Source organism: Streptomyces daqingensis (assembly GCF_014645895.1).
Taxonomy (GTDB): domain Bacteria; phylum Actinomycetota; class Actinomycetes; order Streptomycetales; family Streptomycetaceae; genus Streptomyces; species Streptomyces daqingensis.
Genome location: NZ_BMMP01000023.1, coordinates 64,438 through 81,412 on the forward strand (window position 1 = coordinate 64,438; position 16,975 = coordinate 81,412).

Here is a 16,975-nt window from a genome sequence, read left to right on the forward strand (position 1 = left end):
GAGCGGGGGTCCCCCGGGGCCGGAGGTCGGCGTCGCCGGTCGCTCAGCGCGCGTGACGGGATCCCTTGCTCGGCGGCAGCCCCGCGCGGGCTTCGACCTCCTCGGGACGGAACGCGCCGGGACCGTTCCACTCGGCGAGCAGCACTGTGGCGTCGTCGTCGATGTGCTCGTCGTGGTACTCGAGGATCGTGCGCACCAGACGGCGCAGCGTCTCGGGGACCGACAGCCCGTCCGCGTGCTGGCGGATCAGGAAGTCCAGGAAGTTCGCGAGGCCGAACTCCTGCCCCGTGGGGCGGCGGGCCTCGGTGATCCCGTCGGTGTAGAAGACGAGCCGGTCGCCGGGCTGGAGGGTCTCCCGGCACAGCTCCGCCGGATAGTCGAAGGCGGTGCCGAGAGGCGGACCCGGTGCGCACTCCAACTGGGTGACCCAGCGGCCGGCCCGGATGACGACAGGCGGGTAGTGGCCGTGGTTGACCCAGGTCAGACGGCCGGTGCGGGTGTTCAGATCGGCCATCACCGCGGTGGCGAAGCGGTCTCCGCCGAACTGGCTGGCGAGGACGCGGTCCACCCCCGCGGCCACCTGCTCCAGCCCTCTGCCCTGGCGCCGCCCGCTGCGTGCGGCGGCCATGGCGAGGTTCGCGGTGAGCCCGGCAGCGGTGTCGTGCCCCATGGCGTCGTAGATCGCCAGATGGACGACCTGGCCGGACGTGGCGTAGTCGAAGGCGTCACCGCTGACCTCGTAGGCGGGCTCCATCACCGCGCTGACCACCACGCGGTCGTCGGCGTAGGTGCGGGGAGGCATGAGCGTCCACTGCATCTCGGCCGGGACGTTCATCGATGCGCTGCGCACCAGGCGGGCGTGGGCGTCGCTGTAGTGCCGCTTGCTGACGATGAGGAGCGCCACAGCACCGGCCAGGGACCTCAGAGCCGACCGGGTCCCGCCGTCGTCCGACGGGGTCCGCGCCCGCAGGACGCCCAGCCGCTCGGTTCCGTCCAGCAGGGGGACCCACCACAGGACGTCCTCCTGGCCGGTCTCGGCCACCCGGACGATCTCCCCGTACTGGAACGCGCGCCCCGCGACCGTCCCCTCGACCGGCAGCTCCGAGTCCTCACCGTCGTGCCCAGGCCGCAGCCCCGGTCCGAGCAGCAGCCGCAGCACGCGTTCCTGCACGTCCGTGAGGTAGACGCGGACCCCGTGGAAGCCGGCTTCCTCGGAGTGTTCGGCGACCCGTGCCGCCACGCGCTCCAGCGGCATCACATGGCTGTCGAGCAGCAGCCGGCTCAGCAGACGGTCCTGTGCCCTCGACATGGCCACATCCCTTCAACCGTCGTCATGACCGGCGCCCGACTTCATCATCCGGCCTGGCGACGGCATCCGCACGGGCACGCGCGGCGAGCGGCCCGCACGCGCCGCCCCGGCGGAAGGCGGGATCGCCGTCCCGGGGGCCGCTTGAACCGGCCGCCCAGGTGGAATGCGGAGGGAGGCCGGCGCGCGCCGTGCGAGGAGGTCCGCGCCGCACCGGGGCAGGGAAACCCCGAGGTGCCCGAGGGAACCCCGGGGCAGGAGCGCAGCGCGAGGAAGGAAGGGACCGCATGCAGCACACCCCGACACCGGGCACGGAACCGTCCCGGCGAGAGCCGGACGGGCCGGAGCCCGGCGTGCAGCTGACCGACGCCCCCGCCGAGGAGGACCTGGCCCGGATATCGGCGGCGCTGGACGAGTTCAACGTCGCCGAGACAGGCGTCGACGACCGGCGCCCGCTGGCCGTCCTCGTCAGGGACCCCGGAACGGGAGAGGTCCTCGGCGGCATGTCCGGTCACACGTCGCTGGGGCTCCTCTTCGTGGAGTCCTTCCACCTGCCGGACGAGCTGCGCGGCTCCGGCTTCGGCACCGCAGTCCTGCGGGCGGCCGAGGAGGAGGCGCGCAGGCGGGGCTGCCGCAACGCCGTCCTGTACACGCTCAGCTTCCAGGCGCCCGGCTTCTACGAGAAGCACGGCTGGCAGGTCTTCGGCGACGTGCCGTGCGAACCGCCGGGCACCAGCCGGGTCTTCATGACCAAGGCCCTGACCTGACGGGCCGCAGGCCCGCGCGTCCGGCGTGGCGCGGGAGGCCGCGGCGTCCGGTGGGGCAGGGGGTGGTCCGCGCGTCCGGCGGCGCGGGGAGCGGTCAGGCAGCCTCGCGTCGCCGCCGGCAGGCCAGGCACTGCTCCGCGGTCGGCACCGCCAGGAGACGCTCGCGTCCGAGCGGGCGCGAGCAGTCCGTGCAGACGCCGTAGGTGCCGTCGCGGAGACGCTCCAGCGCGGCCACCGTCCTGTCCAGCCGGGCGAGCGCCTCCGCCGACCGGCTGCGCAGCTGCTCCCCGGAGGCCTTCCTGGTCCCGGCGTCGGCGGCGTCCAGATCGCAGTCCCCGCGCAACTGGTCCTCGGCGTCCCCTGCGGCCTCGACCTCCCGGCGCAGCGCCTCCGACCGGTCCAGCAGCTCCCTGGCGACCGCTTCACGCTCGTCGGGGCCCAGACCGTCGGGGACCGGACCGTCGTGAGCGTCCGCCTCGTGCCGCGCGTCCGGTCCGTCCCGCCGGTCGCGCCCGTCCTGCTCCCCGGGGGCGCCCCGCGCGCCGGGGCCGCCGCGCCGCTCGTCCTCCACGGCTCTCCCTCCGTCCGCCGTCCCAACCGCTTCCGGACGGCGTTCCCCGCCGCCCGTACCCCGCGTACCCAGTGCGCCCGGGGTACGCGCGCCCCCGGAGCGCCGGCGGCGCGCGGACGGCACGGATCCCCGCCACCATCGGTGTTATGCCGCCTCCGCTCGTGACCTTCGGCCACAGCACCGCCGCCCGCGACGCGCTGGCCGCGCTCCTCCACGGGGCCGGCGTCCAGGCGGTGGTCGACGTCCGTACCGCGCCGGGCAGCCGGAGGAACCCCGACGCCGGACGCGGCGAGCTGGAGCGGTGGCTGCCGGAGGGCGGCATCGGCTACCGCTGGGAGAAGAGGCTCGGCGGCTTCCGGACCGTCCCGGAGGACTCTCCCGACGTGGTCTGGAGGAACAGCCAGTTCCGGGGCTACGCCGCCCACACCCGTTCCCCGGAGTTCGTGGCGGCGGTGGACGAGCTGCTCGGCGAGGCCGCCGCGACGAGGACGGCGGTCATGTGCAGCGAAGCCGTCTGGTGGCGGTGTCACCGCCGCCTCATCGCCGACTTCGCCGTCCTCGCACGCGGCGTCCCGGTCCTGCACCTCATGCCCGACGGCCGCCTCACCCCGCACCCCCCGATGCGGGGTGCCCGCGTCCGCGACGACGGCCTGCTCGTCTACGACGGCGCGGCCGCCGCTTAGACCCCGCCCCGGCAGCGCGGAAACGTTGCCGCACGGGGGCGTCCGCACCGCGCGCGACGGCGGACGCGGGAGAGGCCGGACCGGGCGCCTCACGTACGATCCAGCCCAGGGACAGCGCGCCTCCCCAGCCGCGGGACACCCCTCCGGCCACCGGAGAGAGGCGTGCCGACGGACGTTTCCCGGGGATCGGATGCTCGAGCCGTACGAAGTGAAGGCCGCTCTCGGGCTACGGGAGATCACGACCCCGTCGCGCGGGGCCGAGATCCGCGAGACGCAGCTGTGCGGCGACGGCTGGACCGCGCCCGCGGAACCCCTGGAGAACACCCTCCTCGTCGTACCGGACGGCGCGCGCTGGCCGCTGCACGACCCGTGCGCGCGGCTCCGCGAACTCGCGAGCCGCCAGACGGCCGGTGTGGTCGCCGTCCCGCAGCACGCCGGGCGGCTGGCCGACGCGGCCGCCCGGTGCGGAGCCCCGCCGATACTCGCCCCGTCCGGCCGCCACATCGACGCGGCCGAGCTGAAGTCCCGCCTGGACCGGCGCCTTTCGGACGCCGCACGGGCCCACCAGTCACAGCGGAGGGCCGTCTCCCGCAGGGCGGCGCTCCTCCACACCCAGGAACGCGGTCCCGGCCGGCTGCTGGACCTGCTCGAGGAGCAGACCGCCGCCCGCGTCGTTCTCCTGGAACAGGACCCGCGGACGCGCACGTGGGACGTCCTCCGCCAGGACCGGGCGAACCCCGCGCTCACCCCGGACGAGCAGCGGACGCTGGACGCGGAGAGCGAGTTCCTCAGCCGGCTCACCGGGCGCTCGGCCACGGCGAAGTTCACGACCGCGCGGCACGCCGCCCTCGCCTACCGCATCGAGTCGAGCGGCCCCCGCCCGCAGGTCCTCCTCGCGCTCCGCACCTCCCCCTGGCCGCGCCGGGTGATCAGGCTCCTCGAACAGGCCGTGGAGAAGGCCGAGTTCCTCATCCAGCGGCAGGACCTGCTGGCCAGCCAGTACGCCGTACGCGCCCAGGTGCTGCGGCACCTCCTCGACGGGAAGACCGCCCTGGCCGCGCGTGACGCCTCGTCACTGGGACTTCCGGACCTGTGCGGTTCGCCCGCGGTGCAGGTCTGCGTCGTCGAAGCGGCACCGGGCGAACCTCTCGCCCCTCTGTCGGCGGCCGTGCAGGACGCACTGCGGGGCGGTTGCCTCACCGTCGGCGACCCCGACGACGAGCGGCGCCTCATCGTGCTGCGGCAGGCGTGGCCGCCCGACGCGGACGAGAGCTCCGCCGCCGAGCAGCTCCAGCCGCTCGTCGCCTCCGTGGCCGGACGCGCCACCGGAGTCAGCCGCCCCGTCCCGTGGCCCGCCACCCGGAAGGGCGTCGACCAGGCGTCGGGAGCGCTGCTCACAGCGCGGGAACGCCTGGACCGCGTGGCCGTCGGCACGCTCGGCGCCTCCATCGCCGACGTCCTGCCCCCCGGTGCCGAGCACTGGTCGCGCGTGCTGCTGCGGCCGTTGAGCGCCAAGTACGACGGGCCGGAGCTCACCCGGCGGCTGGAGCAGTGCCTGACCACTCTCACGACGCCCTCCTCCAGGAGCGATCCGCACCGCAGGACGGCACGCCGCCGGCTCCGGGAGACCGCGGAGACAGTGGGCCTCGTACGCCCCGACGAGCCGCTGACCCTCGCCGCCTCAGCCGTCCTCTACCTCGCCATCCGGATCCGCGCGCAGTGCCCTCCCACCGCGGTCGAGGGCGAGGTGCCGCCGCTGCGCACCCTGCTCACCGCCCGCGAGGGACGCACGCACGCCGAACGCCTCTTCCGCGGGCTCCCGCTCGCCGCTCGCGGCTTCCTGCGGACCTGGCTGCTGCAGCACCAGGCGCACCAGGGGCGTACCGCGGAAGCCCTGGGCGTCGGACGGAACCGGATTCCGGAACGCATCAAGAAGCTCGCCGCCGAACTGCCGCCCCGCTCCCTCACGCTGTCCCAGCCGGGGAGCTTCCGCTTCGAGCTCTACCTGGCGCTGCTGGCGGCCGGGGAGCGCGCGCCGCTGCCCGACCCGGTGGCGCAGCCGGTTCCGGGTGCCGCCGATCAGGGCCGGCCGGACGAGTCCGCCGGGCCGGGCCGGGGCCGCCCCGCGCCGTCCCGTCCGCGGCCCCGGCACGACCAGGCCGCCCTGACGAGGCCCCGCTACCCGCTGCCGGTCTCCGCCGACGGGTACCGGCTCAAGAGGGTGTCCGTGGCGAACGTCTACGACGAACTCCTCGGCGGCGACGCGGTGTACCCGGAGGACAGCGAGGTCGCCCGGCGCATCGAGCGCGTCTTCCCCGCCCGGCCCTGCGCCGTCGGCGTCCAGCAGTTCCTCGGCCGTGCCCTGCGTGCCCTCGCAGACGAGGGGGTCGAGCAGTTCCTCGACGTCGGACCCGGCAACCCCACGGACCCCGGCGGCCATGTGACGGCGCAGATGCTCGTCCCGCACGCCCGCTACGTGGCGGTCGACAACGACGAACAGGTCGTCGCCCACTGGAGGAACGCCCTGCGGGACGAGCCCGGCACCCCGGAGGGCCGCGCCGCCTGCATGCGGGGCGACGCGACCCGTCCCGGCGAACTCCTCGCCCTGCCCGGCCTGTTCACGACGGAGGACGTCCCCGGGGTGCTGGACCCCGAGCGCCCGGTCGGCCTCCTGCTCGGCGCTCTGCCGTCGTTCCTCGACGGCAGGCGCACCCGCGGCATCGTGCGCCGGCTCATGGAGCCGCTCGCGCCCGGCAGTTGCGTCGTCGTCGCACACGCCACCGCCGACTTCACCGGCGACACCATGCCCGAGTCGGCGAGGATCTGGGCCGACAGCGGCGTCACCGTCAACTTCACCGGCCGCGACGGAGTGGCGCAGCTCGTGGCGGGTCTCGACGTCCTCGACCCGGGCATCGTCGCGGCTCCCCGCTGGCGGCCCGTACCGGACGCTCCCGTGCCCCTCGACTCCGAAGTGGGCATGTACGCCGTCGTCGCACGGAAGGGGTAGCGGTGCCGGGGCGGGCGGCCGACACTTCCCGTGGCCCCGGCCAGGAACCCGCTGCCAGGGCCCCCGCTGCCAGGAATCCGCTGCCAGGGACGAGCTCCCGCCGGCCCCGCGTCCGCCCGCCGCGCCCTACCTCCACGTGCCGACGACCGTGCCGCAGCGACCTGGACTTGCACCGACTCGCACCCGGTAACGGACCCGCCGACCGGTTTCTGACCCACATGCACGGCCCCTGCCCCACATGCACGGTGCAAAGCGGACACCGGGCGGATGCCGCCGCGATCAGGACGGCTGCCCGGCCTACCAGGGGCTCGTCACCCGGACGTAGCGTCTTGCACGGCACAGGCCGACGGTCCGACAAGGGGGGAGCCGTTGTGCGGGTGAGGCAGGGCCCGTGACGGGTGCGCCCCGCCTCGGCACGACGGCATCGGCGCCAGGCAGTCTCTGCACCGGCTTCCGGCGCTGAGCCGGGTCCGTCCGCCTGCCTTCCCGGGGCGGCTGCTCCACCGCCAGGGCACCGACAGCCGCCCCGGGCCCATGCCTCTCACCGTCCCCTCGCGGCGTCCGGCTTCCGGCGTCCCGGACGACGAGGGGCCGCGCCCGTTCCGGGCGGCAACGCGCGGCACGGCCGGAGGCGGCCCCGGCGCTCCGTGATGCAATGGCGGGAGATCCGACGCCGCACGGCCGGAACGGCCGGCGGGAACTACCCACAGGACCACCGTGCGTGAATATCTGCTGACCCTGTGCGTCACGGCCGCGGTCACCTACGTGCTCACCGGCCCGGTGCGCAAGTTCGCCATCGCCAGTGGCGCCGTGCCGCAGATCCGCGCGCGCGACGTGCACCGCGAACCGACGCCCCGGCTGGGCGGCATCGCGATGTTCGGAGGGCTCTGCGCGGGCCTGCTGGTGGCCGGACAGCTGACGAACGTCCGCGAGGTCTTCGCGACGACGAGCGAACCCCTCGCCCTGCTCTCGGGCGCCTCTGTGATCTGGCTCATCGGCGTGATCGACGACAAGTGGGCGGTGAGCGCGCTCCTCAAGCTCGGCGGTCAGATCGTCGCCGCGGGAGTGATGGTGCTGCAGGGGCTGATGGTCCTGTGGCTGCCCATCCCCGGGGTCGGCCCGGTCCACCTCGACGACAAGCAGGGGATGCTCGTCACGGTCTTCCTGATCGTCGTCACGATCAACGCCGTGAACTTCGTGGACGGTCTGGACGGGCTCGCCTCCGGCATGATCTGCATTGCCGCCACGGCGTCCTTCATGCACGCCTACCGCATGTGGTACGGCTACGGCATCGAGTCAGCCGCCCCCGCCACGCTGTTCGCCGCCGTACTGATCGGCATGTGCGCGGGCTTCCTCCCGCACAACCTCCACCCGGCGCGGATCTTCATGGGCGACTCCGGGTCCATGCTCATCGGTCTCGTCCTCGCCGCGAGCGCGGTGTCGGTGACCGGCCAGGTGGACCTCGACCTGCTCGGGGAGAGGGTGGGCACCCGCGAGGCCACCCACGCGATGGTGCCCGTCTACATCCCGCTGCTGCTGCCGCTGACCGTCATCGCCCTGCCGGTCGCGGACCTCTTCCTCGCCGTCGTGCGCCGCACGTGGAACGGCAAGTCGCCCTTCGCTCCCGACCGCGGTCATCTCCACCACCGGCTGCTGGACGTGGGGCACTCGCACCGCCGCGCCGTGCTCATCATGTACTTCTGGTCGGCCCTGATCGCGTTCGGGACGGTCGCGTTCTCCGTGGACAGCCGGAGCGTGTGGGTCGTCGCGGGCATCGTCGCCGCCAGCGCGATCGGACTCGCGCTGCTGCTGCTTCCGCGCTTCGCGCCGGGCTGGGCGCGGCGGCTCGTGCCCCTCCGCAGCGGGCACACCGCCCCCGCGGACACCCCCGGAGACCCGGCGCCCGCCGCCCCGGACCCCGCCGCCCCGGACCCGGGAACGCCACGGGAGGACGGGCAGAGGACGTCCTCGCTGGCCGGCGACTGACCGGATGAGCGGGGCCGGGCCGACTCCGGCCCGGCCCGTCACACAGGTCAGCCGGCCGTCACCTGCTCTTCCCCCGGGCGTCGCGGACGGCGTCCCGGACGCGGTCCATGATCGACGCGAACGGCCCGGCGACCGCGTTCCTGGCAGCCGTCTCCGTCCCCGGGTGGGGATGCGTCGGGGCGGCGGCCTCGGCCGCCTTGAGGGCCTTGGCCATGTTCGCCAGCTTCTTGGGGTCGTTCATCCTGCGCAGGTGCGTGAACTCGTACCGCTCCTCCGCACGCGCGTGCTTCATGACGTCCATGCGCAGTTCGACCAGGGCCGGCAGGAACGCCGAGTCCTCGACGTCCATGCTCTCCAGGCGGGACAGCGCCTCCTTGGCCTTGCGCTCCTCCTCCAGCCGGTCGGCCACGACCTGTTCGCCGCCCTCCGCGGCCTTCCGCGCGACGGGGTGCACGATCTGCTCCTCCGCCGTCTCGTGCACGGCGAGCATGCGCACCAGCCGGTGGAACGCGTCGCGGCGGTCGTCCCCCTTCGTCTTCTCGACTTCGTCGAACAGGTTGCGGATCTCGCCGTGCTGCTGGATCAGCAGCGCCACGACGTCCTTCTCGGGATCCGGCGCTCCGAGCGGTGTTGCTGGGCTCACGTCATCCTCCGGGCTTCGTGCCGAGCGGGACGCTCAGCGGTTCCAGTGGTTCCAGTCCTCGCGCAGAGCGGGAACCGGGTGCTCGCCTTCCTGCATGCGGTAGTCGCGGCCGAAGGCCTCCTGGTGCTCCGTCATGACCTGGTCGCTGGGGGCGGGCCCGCCGTCGTTGAGCGCCGCCTGCATCGCCTCGAACCGCTCGTGCGCCTCGCGCACGTAACCCGTGCCGAGCGTCGTGAGGTCCAGCTGCTCCTCGATCACCTGACGTACGTAGTTCTTGTTCGGCTCGAAGGTGAGCACGTTGGGCAGGGCCGGTGCCAGGATCTCGGCCGGCTCGCGCCCGTCGTTGCGCCGCATCAGCTCGCACGCCTGGTGGAGGTGTTCCAGCTCCATGTTCAGGTGGAGCTCCCAGAGCGCCTTCACCTTGGGGTCGCTCTCCTGCTCCATGAAGGAGTGGTAGAGGTAGCACTCGTTGTACTCGTGGTTGACGAGCTGCTCCCACCACGTCTCGCCCTGGTCGACCAGGGACTCGTAGTGGGTGACGTGCTCCTCCTCGATCATCCCGATCTCCTGGTAGAGCTGACGGGCGATCGGCTCCATGTACGTCGGGCCGACGTTCATGTAGAAGTTCATCGTCTGCTGCTCCGCCGCCATGATCGTGAGCGCGTGCAGCTTCGAGAGAGGGTCCGTGCGCGACCGGTCGTAGGGCTCCCGCAGGTTGTCGACGGGGGCGCGGTGGTGCAGCGGCGTCGGCCGTCCCGGCATCACCTCGGTCAGCCCGTCGACGATCGACTCCGCCTTGCGGTGCTCGATCAACTCGTACAGGTTGGCGTACCGGTACAGGTGGTCGAAGTCCTCCAGCAGGCCGAACTGGTAGGCCTGCTTCAGATACGGGTCGGGCTCCGCACGCGCCACCCACGCGGTGAGGTCGACGGCCACCTGCTCGTAGGCGATCGTCGTCTCCAGCACCGAGGAGACGCCGGGCAGCAGCCAGTTCACCGCCTTCTGCTGCTGCGACTCGATGTACCGCACGCGCGCGAGCATCTGCCTGACGTCGGGGTCGGTGCAGTGCCGCGCGAACTGGTGGCTGAAGAGGATCGCCTCGACCTCGATCCCGTTCATCGCGATGACCCGGCACCTCGTGTACGGGTCGCAGTGGTCCGGATCGAGGGGAGCCACGTTCAGCTCCCGCCAGTTCCGCACCTGCCTGTCCAGCGGGATGCCCCGCTGCTCCAAGGGGTTGAAAGACACAGATCCTCCGCATCGACGCTCGAGCAGGAAGCGACGAGGTACCCGGGGCGCGGCCCGCAAGGCCGGGAGAGGGGCACCGCAACCCGGATGTCGGCGGCATGCAACGCAGATGCCGCATGCGCTGCCGCCATCGGAGCCGCCGGGTGTGTCAGCTGAAGGAGCGGCGGTACGTGCTGGGGCTGACCCCGGTGACCTTCCTGAAGCGGTCGCGGAACGCGGTGGCGAGCCGAAGCCGGCCTGGGCGCCGATGCGCTCCACGGAGTGCCCCGTGGTCTCCAGCAGGTGCTGGGTCTGGCGCCTCACCTGGCGGCAGGCCGTCACGAAGCCGTTGCGCCTGAACCTGGCCTTCGACGTCACCGTCGAGGGCGACACCCTGAGCGGCGTCTCCAAGGCGGGACGGGCTTCCGGCGTCGAACGTCACAGGACGGCGCCGCACCGCCTGAGCGCGGACGGAGCACCACCGGCGGGCGCGAGCCCGTCCGCTTCGGGCCCCGTCCGCTCCGGGTCAGTCCCGGACGCGAGTCCGTTCCGTACGAGCACCCGGCCTGGCCCGCGCGAGTGGCGCGGGCCAGCGGCCCCGCGTCAGAGACCGGCACCCCCGCCCGTCACAGCCACACGGCGTCGCTGACGGACCCGAGGCTGGTGCCGGAGAGACGGCGGTGGAGCGTCATGGCCTGGTCCTCGGTGAGCGAGGCGACGTGGTCGGCCGCCGCGCGCAGGGGATCGCCGTGCAGTTCGAGCTCCTCCGCCCTGTCGGTGGGGAGCAGCCGCGGCGACTCGTAGGTCCAGCGCAGCAGTTCGGAGACGATGCGCTGCTTCCCGTGCTGCTGGGTGGCGAGCGCCGGACGGTCGATGACGTAGCACCAGACCAGCTCTTTCAGCAGGTCGCAGGCGGCCCGGCGCTCCGGCGGGACGACGAGCGCGGCGCTGTAGCGGATCGCCGCCGGACCGTCGACCTCCAGCTCGATGTCGCGCGTGAAGTGGTCGATCAACTGAGCCGTCCGGGCGTTGACGGCGACGTCGTCCTCGTGGCGCCCGGCATAGGGCCCCGGCACCGACAGTGCTTTCGCCACGTCGGCCAGCAGCTCCACGGCTTCCCGGCGGTCGAACGGCGTGCCGGCCCGGCGGCGCTTGTCCTCCACGTAGTCCAGGAAGCGCTGCGTCTCCCGCTCGGTCTCGGCACCCGCGGCGCCCGGGGGCGGGAAGAGCGCGGCAAGCGGGATCAGACCCGTCCGGTAGAAGTCCTCCACGTCGTGGCAGGCGTAGGTGACGTCGTCGGCCCAGTCCATCACCTGCTCCTCGACGGGCACCGCGTCGTCACCGCGGCCGTCCCGCACCCACGCGAACGCCTCCCGGTCGACTGCGTAGACGCCCCACTTCGCGTGCCGCGCGGGGTCGCCGTCGCGCGGGGCGCGTTCCCAGGGGTACTTCGTCGAGGCGTCGAGGCAGGCGCGCGTGAGGTGCAGTCCGCGGTGGCCCGGATACTTGTGGGCCGCGAGAAACGTGAGGATGTGGAGGGTCTGGGCGTTGCCCTCGAAACTGTCGAGCAGGCCGCCCGCGAAGTGCAGTTCGTCCATCGTCGCCCGCAGCGCGGTCTCCCCGGCGTGGCCGAAGGGCGGGTGGCCGATGTCGTGCGCCATGCAAGCCGCTTCGACGAGCGCCGGGTTGGGGCCGCCGTAGCGCCGCTCCAGACGTTCGGCCATCCGCCGCCCGAGCTGGGCGACCTTCATCGAGTGGGTCAGCCGGGTGTGGTAGGCGCCGAGTTCACCACTGGCGACGACCTGGCTCTTCCCTGCGAGCGCGCGCCACTGCGTGGAGTACAGGATCCGGTCCACGTCGTGCTCGAAAGCCGACCGCTGCCCGTCGTCCGCCACCCGGCGGCGCAGGGAGTGCTGTTCGAGGTCCTCGTCGCTGTAGTGAGCCAGTCTCATGACGGGATGGTAGTGCGGTGACGGGCGGCGTCCCCGCGGCGGCGGCGCCGGCCCGCGGACGTCCGGAGCGGGGAAGCTTGGTCCACCAAGGCGGGCCACGAGGAGCACGCCCCCTCCTACGATTGAGCGCGCGGCAGCAACCTCACCTGGGAGAAGGACAGTTGGCATGACCGAGGAGTCCATCGGAGTCGACCAGTCGAAGCCGAGCATCGCCCGCGTCTACGACTACCTCCTCGGCGGCAAGGACAACTACGAGGCGGACCGCGCCATCGGGGACAAGTTCAAGAACGACCTGCCCGGTTCGTTCGGTGGCCATCGCACACGCCAACCGGCAGAACCTCGTCCGGGCCGTCGCGGAGATCGCCCTCGCCGGGACAGACCAGTTCATCGACGTTGGCAGCGGCCTGCCGACCGCGGACAACGTCCACCAGGTCGCGCTGCGCCACGCTACGGACGCCCGCGTGGTCTACATCGACAGCGACCCCATCGTCCTCGCCCACGGCCGCGCCCTCCTGGAGGAGAACGCGCGCATCCGCGTCATCCAGGCCGACGTCCGCGACCCGCGGAGCATCCGGGAGCATGCGGAGACGACCGGCCTGATCGACTTCGAGCGGCCCGTGGCCGTGATCCACAGCGCGGTCCTGCATCACGTCAACGACGACGAGGATCCCGGCGCGATCGTCCGCTACTGGCGGGAACAGGTCTGCTCCGGCAGCTACTTCTTCATCTCCCACTTCCGCAGTGGCGACAACCCGGAGACCCGTGAGGCCGAGGCGCTGCTGCCGAGCACCTTCGGGCGCGGACGGTGGCGGACGGACGAAGAGATCCGCGCCCTGTTCGACGGACTGGAGCTCCTCGAACCGGGAATCGTCCCCTGCCCCCTGTGGCGGCCGGAAACCGGCGCGGACAGCGGCGAGTTTGGCGCGGCGCGGCGCGAACTGACCGTATGGGAACGGCTCATCGCGGGCGGCCTGGCACGCAAGCCATGAACTCGACGACGATAGCCCGGAGTTGGTGTGGGCTCCGCGTTTCGTCGCGCTCCCCGGTGTCACGATCGGACGGGGTGCGGTCGTCGGCACCGGAGCAGTCGTCACCAAGGACATGCTCCCCGACTCGCTGGTGACGGGACCGGTCGCCGGCGTGCGCAAGCGGTGGAACGCCTGACGCCGTCCAGCCCGCGGCCGGCCGGCCGCCCCGGTACGTTCCGAGCCGTACATGGCGAGCGGCAGCCGGCCCCGGCCGCGGACCGGCATCGCCGCTCCGCGATCCCGTGGGACTCAGCGCCGCCGGCGCCACGCCGCGAACGCGACGACGATCCCGACGGACAGCACCAGCGTGACGAGAATCGATCCCTCGACTCCGGAAGAACCGCCCGTGAGCAGGGAATTCGCGCTCGAAGACTCCTCGACGGTCACAGCGAGTTCTGCATCTCGTTCCCCGAGACGCGGATGCCGAAGACGTTGCCCTGGACCCAGTTCCACACCGCGTGCCACGCGCACACCGCAACGAGGCCGCCTTCCCTGACCGCCCAGAAGCGACGTGCCCTACTCAGGATGCCTGTCCGAGCCCGCGAATTCACCCGCCCCACCAGGCCTTTCCCGTCGGCGACGATGCCGCCGCATGGGGCGGAGCGTGCTGTCCGAAATCCGCCAGTGAGTCCGGCCTGCGGACCGTCAGAGTGGAGGTGGAGCGACCGGTGAGGGAGACGGCGAGGTACTGCCTCACCGTCCCTGCCGTCCGGAAGCGCGCTGCTGCCTCACGTTCCGGCGGGCGGCAGGAGCCTGGAGCCTGCCCTCAGCACAAGGAGCCCCTCACGCATGACCGAGCCTTCTGCCAGTGACATCAGCGATCGCGTGGCGGCCGAGGACTGGCCCGCGCTCGCGCCGAGCTGAACGAGCACGGGAGCGCCCTCACCGGCCGGCTCCTGACCGACGGCGAATGCCGCGCGGTCGCGGGGCTGTACGACGAAGAGGAGCACTTCCGCACCACGATCGAGATGGCCCGCCACCACTTCGGAAGCGGCCAGTGAGCCTTTTTCAACCTGACTGGCTGGGCGGGTAGTTGGGCTGGAGGGCGGTGTCTGGACGTGAAGAAGCTCCTGGTAGACGGGTTCACGACCAAGATCGCCTGTCCACCGGAGCTTCCGCGTGCTTGTCCACCCGTCCGGCATCGATGTGTCCACCTCGACCCTGCGTTACCTGTCCTCCCGTCTGCGGACCCGCCGCCGGGAACGCGGAACACGATGGCGGCGCGTGAGCGTGGGCCGCCAGGCTCTACTCGTCCTCGCGCACCTGCGCTCCGGCCATACCTATGCCCAGCTCGCCGCGGGGTTCGGCGTGGGCACCACCACCGCGTACCGGTACATCGCCGAGGCCGTCGAGGCCCTGGCAGCCCTCGCACCGACCCTCGCCGAAGCGATGAAGACCGCCTCCACCAAGGCTTTCGTGATGCTGGACGGCACGCTGCTGCCGATCGACCGGATCGCCGCCGACCGCCCCTTCTACTCCGGAAAACACAAGAAGCACGGCATGAACGTGCAGGTGATCGCCGACCCGGCCGGGCGGCTGCTGTGGGCCTCGCCCGCGCTGCCCGGAGCAGTCCACGACATCAAGGCCGCGCGGACCCACGGCATCATCGACGCCCTCACCGAAGCGGGCGTGGAGTGCTGGGCCGACAAGGGCTACCGGGGCGCCGGCGGCACCGTGCGAGTCCCCTACTGGGGGCGCTGGGCGAAGCTGTCCGCAGGTCAGCAGGCCGTCAACCGCTCCCACGCAAAGATCCGCGCGCTCGTCGAGCAGGCCATGGCCACCCTCAAGGTCTGGCGACTCCTCCGCAAGCTGCGATGCTCCACCAACCGCATCACCAGCCTCGTCCAGGCCGTCCTCACCCTCCATCAGGCCAGCTCAAACTGAGGTTGAAAAACGCTCAGTGGTGGGCGTGGTGTGGGTGTGGGTTTGGTCGGGGTGGTTTCTGGGAGTTGTGGCCGGTCAGGTGTACGAGAAGCTGTAGAGGCCCGTGCTGGTCTGAAGCGCGGTCCATGCGAGGCGACACAGGTCGTCGAGGTAGGAGCGCGCCCGGGTTGCGGTTTCGAAACCGGCTGCCGTGGCCCAGCGCTCTGCGATTTCGTCGATGTCCTCGATGGTGGCGAGCGCCGTGACGAGATCGGCGGGCACCTTCGCCACCACCGAGAGCTGTCCGTTGCTGCTCACGGCCAGTTTGTGCTCCGGGGACTCCAGGTCGTGCCGCCAGCCGAGCAGAGTTTTGCCCAACTCGGCGAGTTGCTGGGAGAACTGCGGACCTCGTACCGGCGTGGCAAGGACGACTGCCGACTGGTCGGCGTCGAGAGATCCGAAGGGGCCGCGGGGCCAGTCGACAGTTGCAGCGGCGTCCTCGTCGGTGGCCGCGACCAGATACCAGTACTCCATGATCGGAACCTATCGCAGTCTCTCCGGGTGCATGGACACGGCCGAAAGTGCACGCACGGACCGGCCCCGCCGTTCTCGGTGCCGGTGCTCGTGGTTGTAGTAGGTGGTGAACGCCTCGGGCCAGTCGCGGGCGTGGGGCAGGGAATCGAAGCGTTCGGGGTGATCGGCCATGTACTTCGTGGTCTTGAACTGGGCTTCGCTGTAGGGGTTGTCGTTGGAGACTTTCGGCCGCGAGTGCGAGCGTGTGACGCTCAGGTCGGCCCAGCACTCCACGCCCGCTTCGGTGAGGGCGTCGATGATGCCGTGGGTCCGCGCGGCCTTGATGTCGTGGACTGCTCCGGGCAGCGCGGGCGAGGCCCACAGCAGCCGCCCGGCCGGGTCGGCGATCACCTGCACGTTCATGCCGTGCTTCTTGTGGTTTCCGGAGTAGAAGGGGCGGTCGGCGGCGATCCGGTCGATCGGCAGCAGCGTGCCGTCCAGCATCACGAAAGCCTTGGTGGAGGCGGTCTTCATCGCTTCGGCGAGGGTCGGTGCGAGGGCTGCCAGGGCCTCGACGGCCTCGTAACCTGGATGGCGTCCCGGGCCCGGCGCGTCTTACCCTCGTGTCTCCTGGGGGTACCGGATCGCCCGCACCCCCTAACCTCTTCGCCCGACCATCCCTGCAGTGAGGCGGCCATCTGCGAGCCATGGCAACTGCTTGCCTGAATCGGGGTGGTGTTTGAGCTGGGTGGGCGTATGTCGGTGCCGTCGCGGGCGCCGGTGTGCTGTGTTGGTCCGCAATGCCTAGCTGCCCCCGCGCTCGATGCGGCGTCGGTGCTCGCCATGGGCAGGAGCAGGGCTGCCGTCACCTGCGCCTGCACAAGACCCCAGTTCGAACGCCCGATGCGACGTCAAGCATCTTGGGGCAGCGGCGCACCATGCCGGCCCACGTCCGTAACTGTCCTTACGGCTTGCGCTCGCAACATTTTCTCCCAGTTTTCTCCCAACTGGTCCCCGGAAACGCCTCAGGGGCCCGATCCGCTGTGCGTATCAGGCCCCTGAACTGCTACTTCATCTGTCGGGGTGGCGGGATTTGAACCCACGACCTCTTCGTCCCGAATAATGTGCGGACAGGTGACTGACCAGGATCGTTGCGTGTATGTGCAGGTTAAGGCGTTGGTGTGCGTTGGTCAGCAGGGGGACGTTCGGACACGCGTTTCTTGATCCACTCCCCGTTCACTCCCCGAGGCTTGACGCCGGATACCTGGTGCTGCTTTGTGGTAATGCGCCCTCTGCGCCGTCGCATACTGCCTTCGTGCGAAGCGGGCCACAGTCGCCGCCCGTGCGTGGCCCCTAAGAGCTCGTCTCATTTGGTCGGCAGTCGGTAGCCTGGGGTCGTGGGGATCGTGGAGCGCTTGGTGCCGGATGA

At 71.8% G+C, this 16,975-nt stretch carries 13 protein-coding genes and 3 pseudogenes; 7 read left to right on the forward strand and 9 right to left on the reverse strand.

What is annotated here, in order from left to right; genetic code table 11:
* Positions 1-43: 43 nt before the first annotated feature.
* A complete protein-coding gene (locus IEY56_RS25875) occupies positions 44-1,309 on the reverse strand; it encodes a PP2C family protein-serine/threonine phosphatase (protein WP_189039687.1) in 1,266 nt (421 codons plus the stop codon).
* A gap of 284 nt (positions 1,310-1,593) precedes the next feature.
* Between IEY56_RS25875 and IEY56_RS25880 the strand changes: the two genes are divergently transcribed.
* Positions 1,594-2,073: a GNAT family N-acetyltransferase gene (locus tag IEY56_RS25880; protein WP_189039688.1), complete on the forward strand. Its 480-nt coding sequence runs from the start codon at positions 1,594-1,596 to the stop codon at positions 2,071-2,073.
* 94 nt (positions 2,074-2,167) lie between these two features.
* On the opposite strand, the gene IEY56_RS25885 is transcribed toward IEY56_RS25880, so the two are convergent.
* Complete coding sequence (locus tag IEY56_RS25885) at positions 2,168-2,644, reverse strand: TraR/DksA family transcriptional regulator (RefSeq protein ID WP_189039689.1); 477 nt, start codon at positions 2,642-2,644, stop codon at positions 2,168-2,170.
* 146 nt (positions 2,645-2,790) lie between these two features.
* Between IEY56_RS25885 and IEY56_RS25890 the strand changes: the two genes are divergently transcribed.
* The 3 genes from IEY56_RS25890 to IEY56_RS25900 all read left to right on the forward strand — a co-directional run bounded on the left by IEY56_RS25890 (position 2,791) and on the right by IEY56_RS25900 (position 8,320).
* On the forward strand, positions 2,791-3,327 hold the full coding sequence (locus IEY56_RS25890) for a DUF488 domain-containing protein (protein WP_189039690.1): 537 nt from the start codon (positions 2,791-2,793) through the stop codon (positions 3,325-3,327).
* Positions 3,328-3,517: 190 nt separating this feature from the next.
* Positions 3,518-6,334 (forward strand): SAM-dependent methyltransferase, encoded by a 2,817-nt coding sequence (locus tag IEY56_RS25895; protein ID WP_189039691.1) that lies wholly within the window; start codon positions 3,518-3,520, stop codon positions 6,332-6,334.
* A 717-nt stretch (positions 6,335-7,051) separates the two neighbouring features.
* A complete protein-coding gene (locus tag IEY56_RS25900; RefSeq protein WP_189039692.1) occupies positions 7,052-8,320 on the forward strand; it encodes an MraY family glycosyltransferase in 1,269 nt (422 codons plus the stop codon).
* Positions 8,321-8,378: 58 nt separating this feature from the next.
* Here the strand turns inward: IEY56_RS25900 and IEY56_RS25905 are convergent, their stop codons facing one another.
* The 4 genes and pseudogenes from IEY56_RS25905 to IEY56_RS25915 all read right to left on the reverse strand — a co-directional run bounded on the left by IEY56_RS25905 (position 8,379) and on the right by IEY56_RS25915 (position 12,142).
* Positions 8,379-8,963, reverse strand: a complete 585-nt coding sequence (locus IEY56_RS25905; protein ID WP_189039693.1) for a hemerythrin domain-containing protein — start codon at positions 8,961-8,963, stop codon at positions 8,379-8,381.
* 33 nt (positions 8,964-8,996) lie between these two features.
* Entirely contained in the window at positions 8,997-10,211 is a 1,215-nt protein-coding gene (locus tag IEY56_RS25910; protein WP_189039694.1) for a hypothetical protein, read from the reverse strand.
* Positions 10,212-10,359: 148 nt separating this feature from the next.
* Positions 10,360-10,508 (reverse strand): annotated as a pseudogene (locus tag IEY56_RS28720) (helix-turn-helix domain-containing protein); the annotation flags it as partial.
* 308 nt (positions 10,509-10,816) lie between these two features.
* On the reverse strand, positions 10,817-12,142 hold the full coding sequence (locus IEY56_RS25915; protein ID WP_229712207.1) for a deoxyguanosinetriphosphate triphosphohydrolase family protein: 1,326 nt from the start codon (positions 12,140-12,142) through the stop codon (positions 10,817-10,819).
* Positions 12,143-12,308: 166 nt separating this feature from the next.
* Here IEY56_RS25915 and IEY56_RS25920 point away from each other — a divergent pair.
* Positions 12,309-13,131: pseudogene (locus tag IEY56_RS25920) on the forward strand (SAM-dependent methyltransferase).
* A gap of 25 nt (positions 13,132-13,156) precedes the next feature.
* Entirely contained in the window at positions 13,157-13,306 is a 150-nt protein-coding gene (locus IEY56_RS25925; protein ID WP_189039695.1) for a hypothetical protein, read from the forward strand.
* Between the two features lie 113 nt (positions 13,307-13,419).
* On the opposite strand, the gene IEY56_RS25930 is transcribed toward IEY56_RS25925, so the two are convergent.
* Positions 13,420-13,557 carry a hypothetical protein gene (locus IEY56_RS25930; RefSeq protein ID WP_189039696.1) on the reverse strand — a complete coding sequence of 46 codons (138 nt, stop codon included), beginning with the start codon at positions 13,555-13,557 and terminating at the stop codon, positions 13,420-13,422.
* Positions 13,558-14,289: 732 nt separating this feature from the next.
* Between IEY56_RS25930 and IEY56_RS25935 the strand changes: the two genes are divergently transcribed.
* Positions 14,290-15,054 (forward strand): IS5 family transposase, encoded by a 765-nt coding sequence (locus IEY56_RS25935; protein ID WP_189039697.1) that lies wholly within the window; start codon positions 14,290-14,292, stop codon positions 15,052-15,054.
* 75 nt (positions 15,055-15,129) lie between these two features.
* Here IEY56_RS25935 and IEY56_RS25940 read toward each other — a convergent pair whose 3' ends face one another.
* Together IEY56_RS25940 and IEY56_RS29140 are read right to left on the reverse strand one after the other, a co-directional pair.
* Positions 15,130-15,567, reverse strand: coding sequence for a hypothetical protein (locus IEY56_RS25940; RefSeq protein WP_189039698.1), 438 nt, complete (start codon positions 15,565-15,567; stop codon positions 15,130-15,132).
* A gap of 9 nt (positions 15,568-15,576) precedes the next feature.
* Positions 15,577-16,128, reverse strand: a pseudogene (locus tag IEY56_RS29140) (transposase family protein); the annotation flags it as partial.
* Positions 16,129-16,975: the final 847 nt, after the last annotated feature.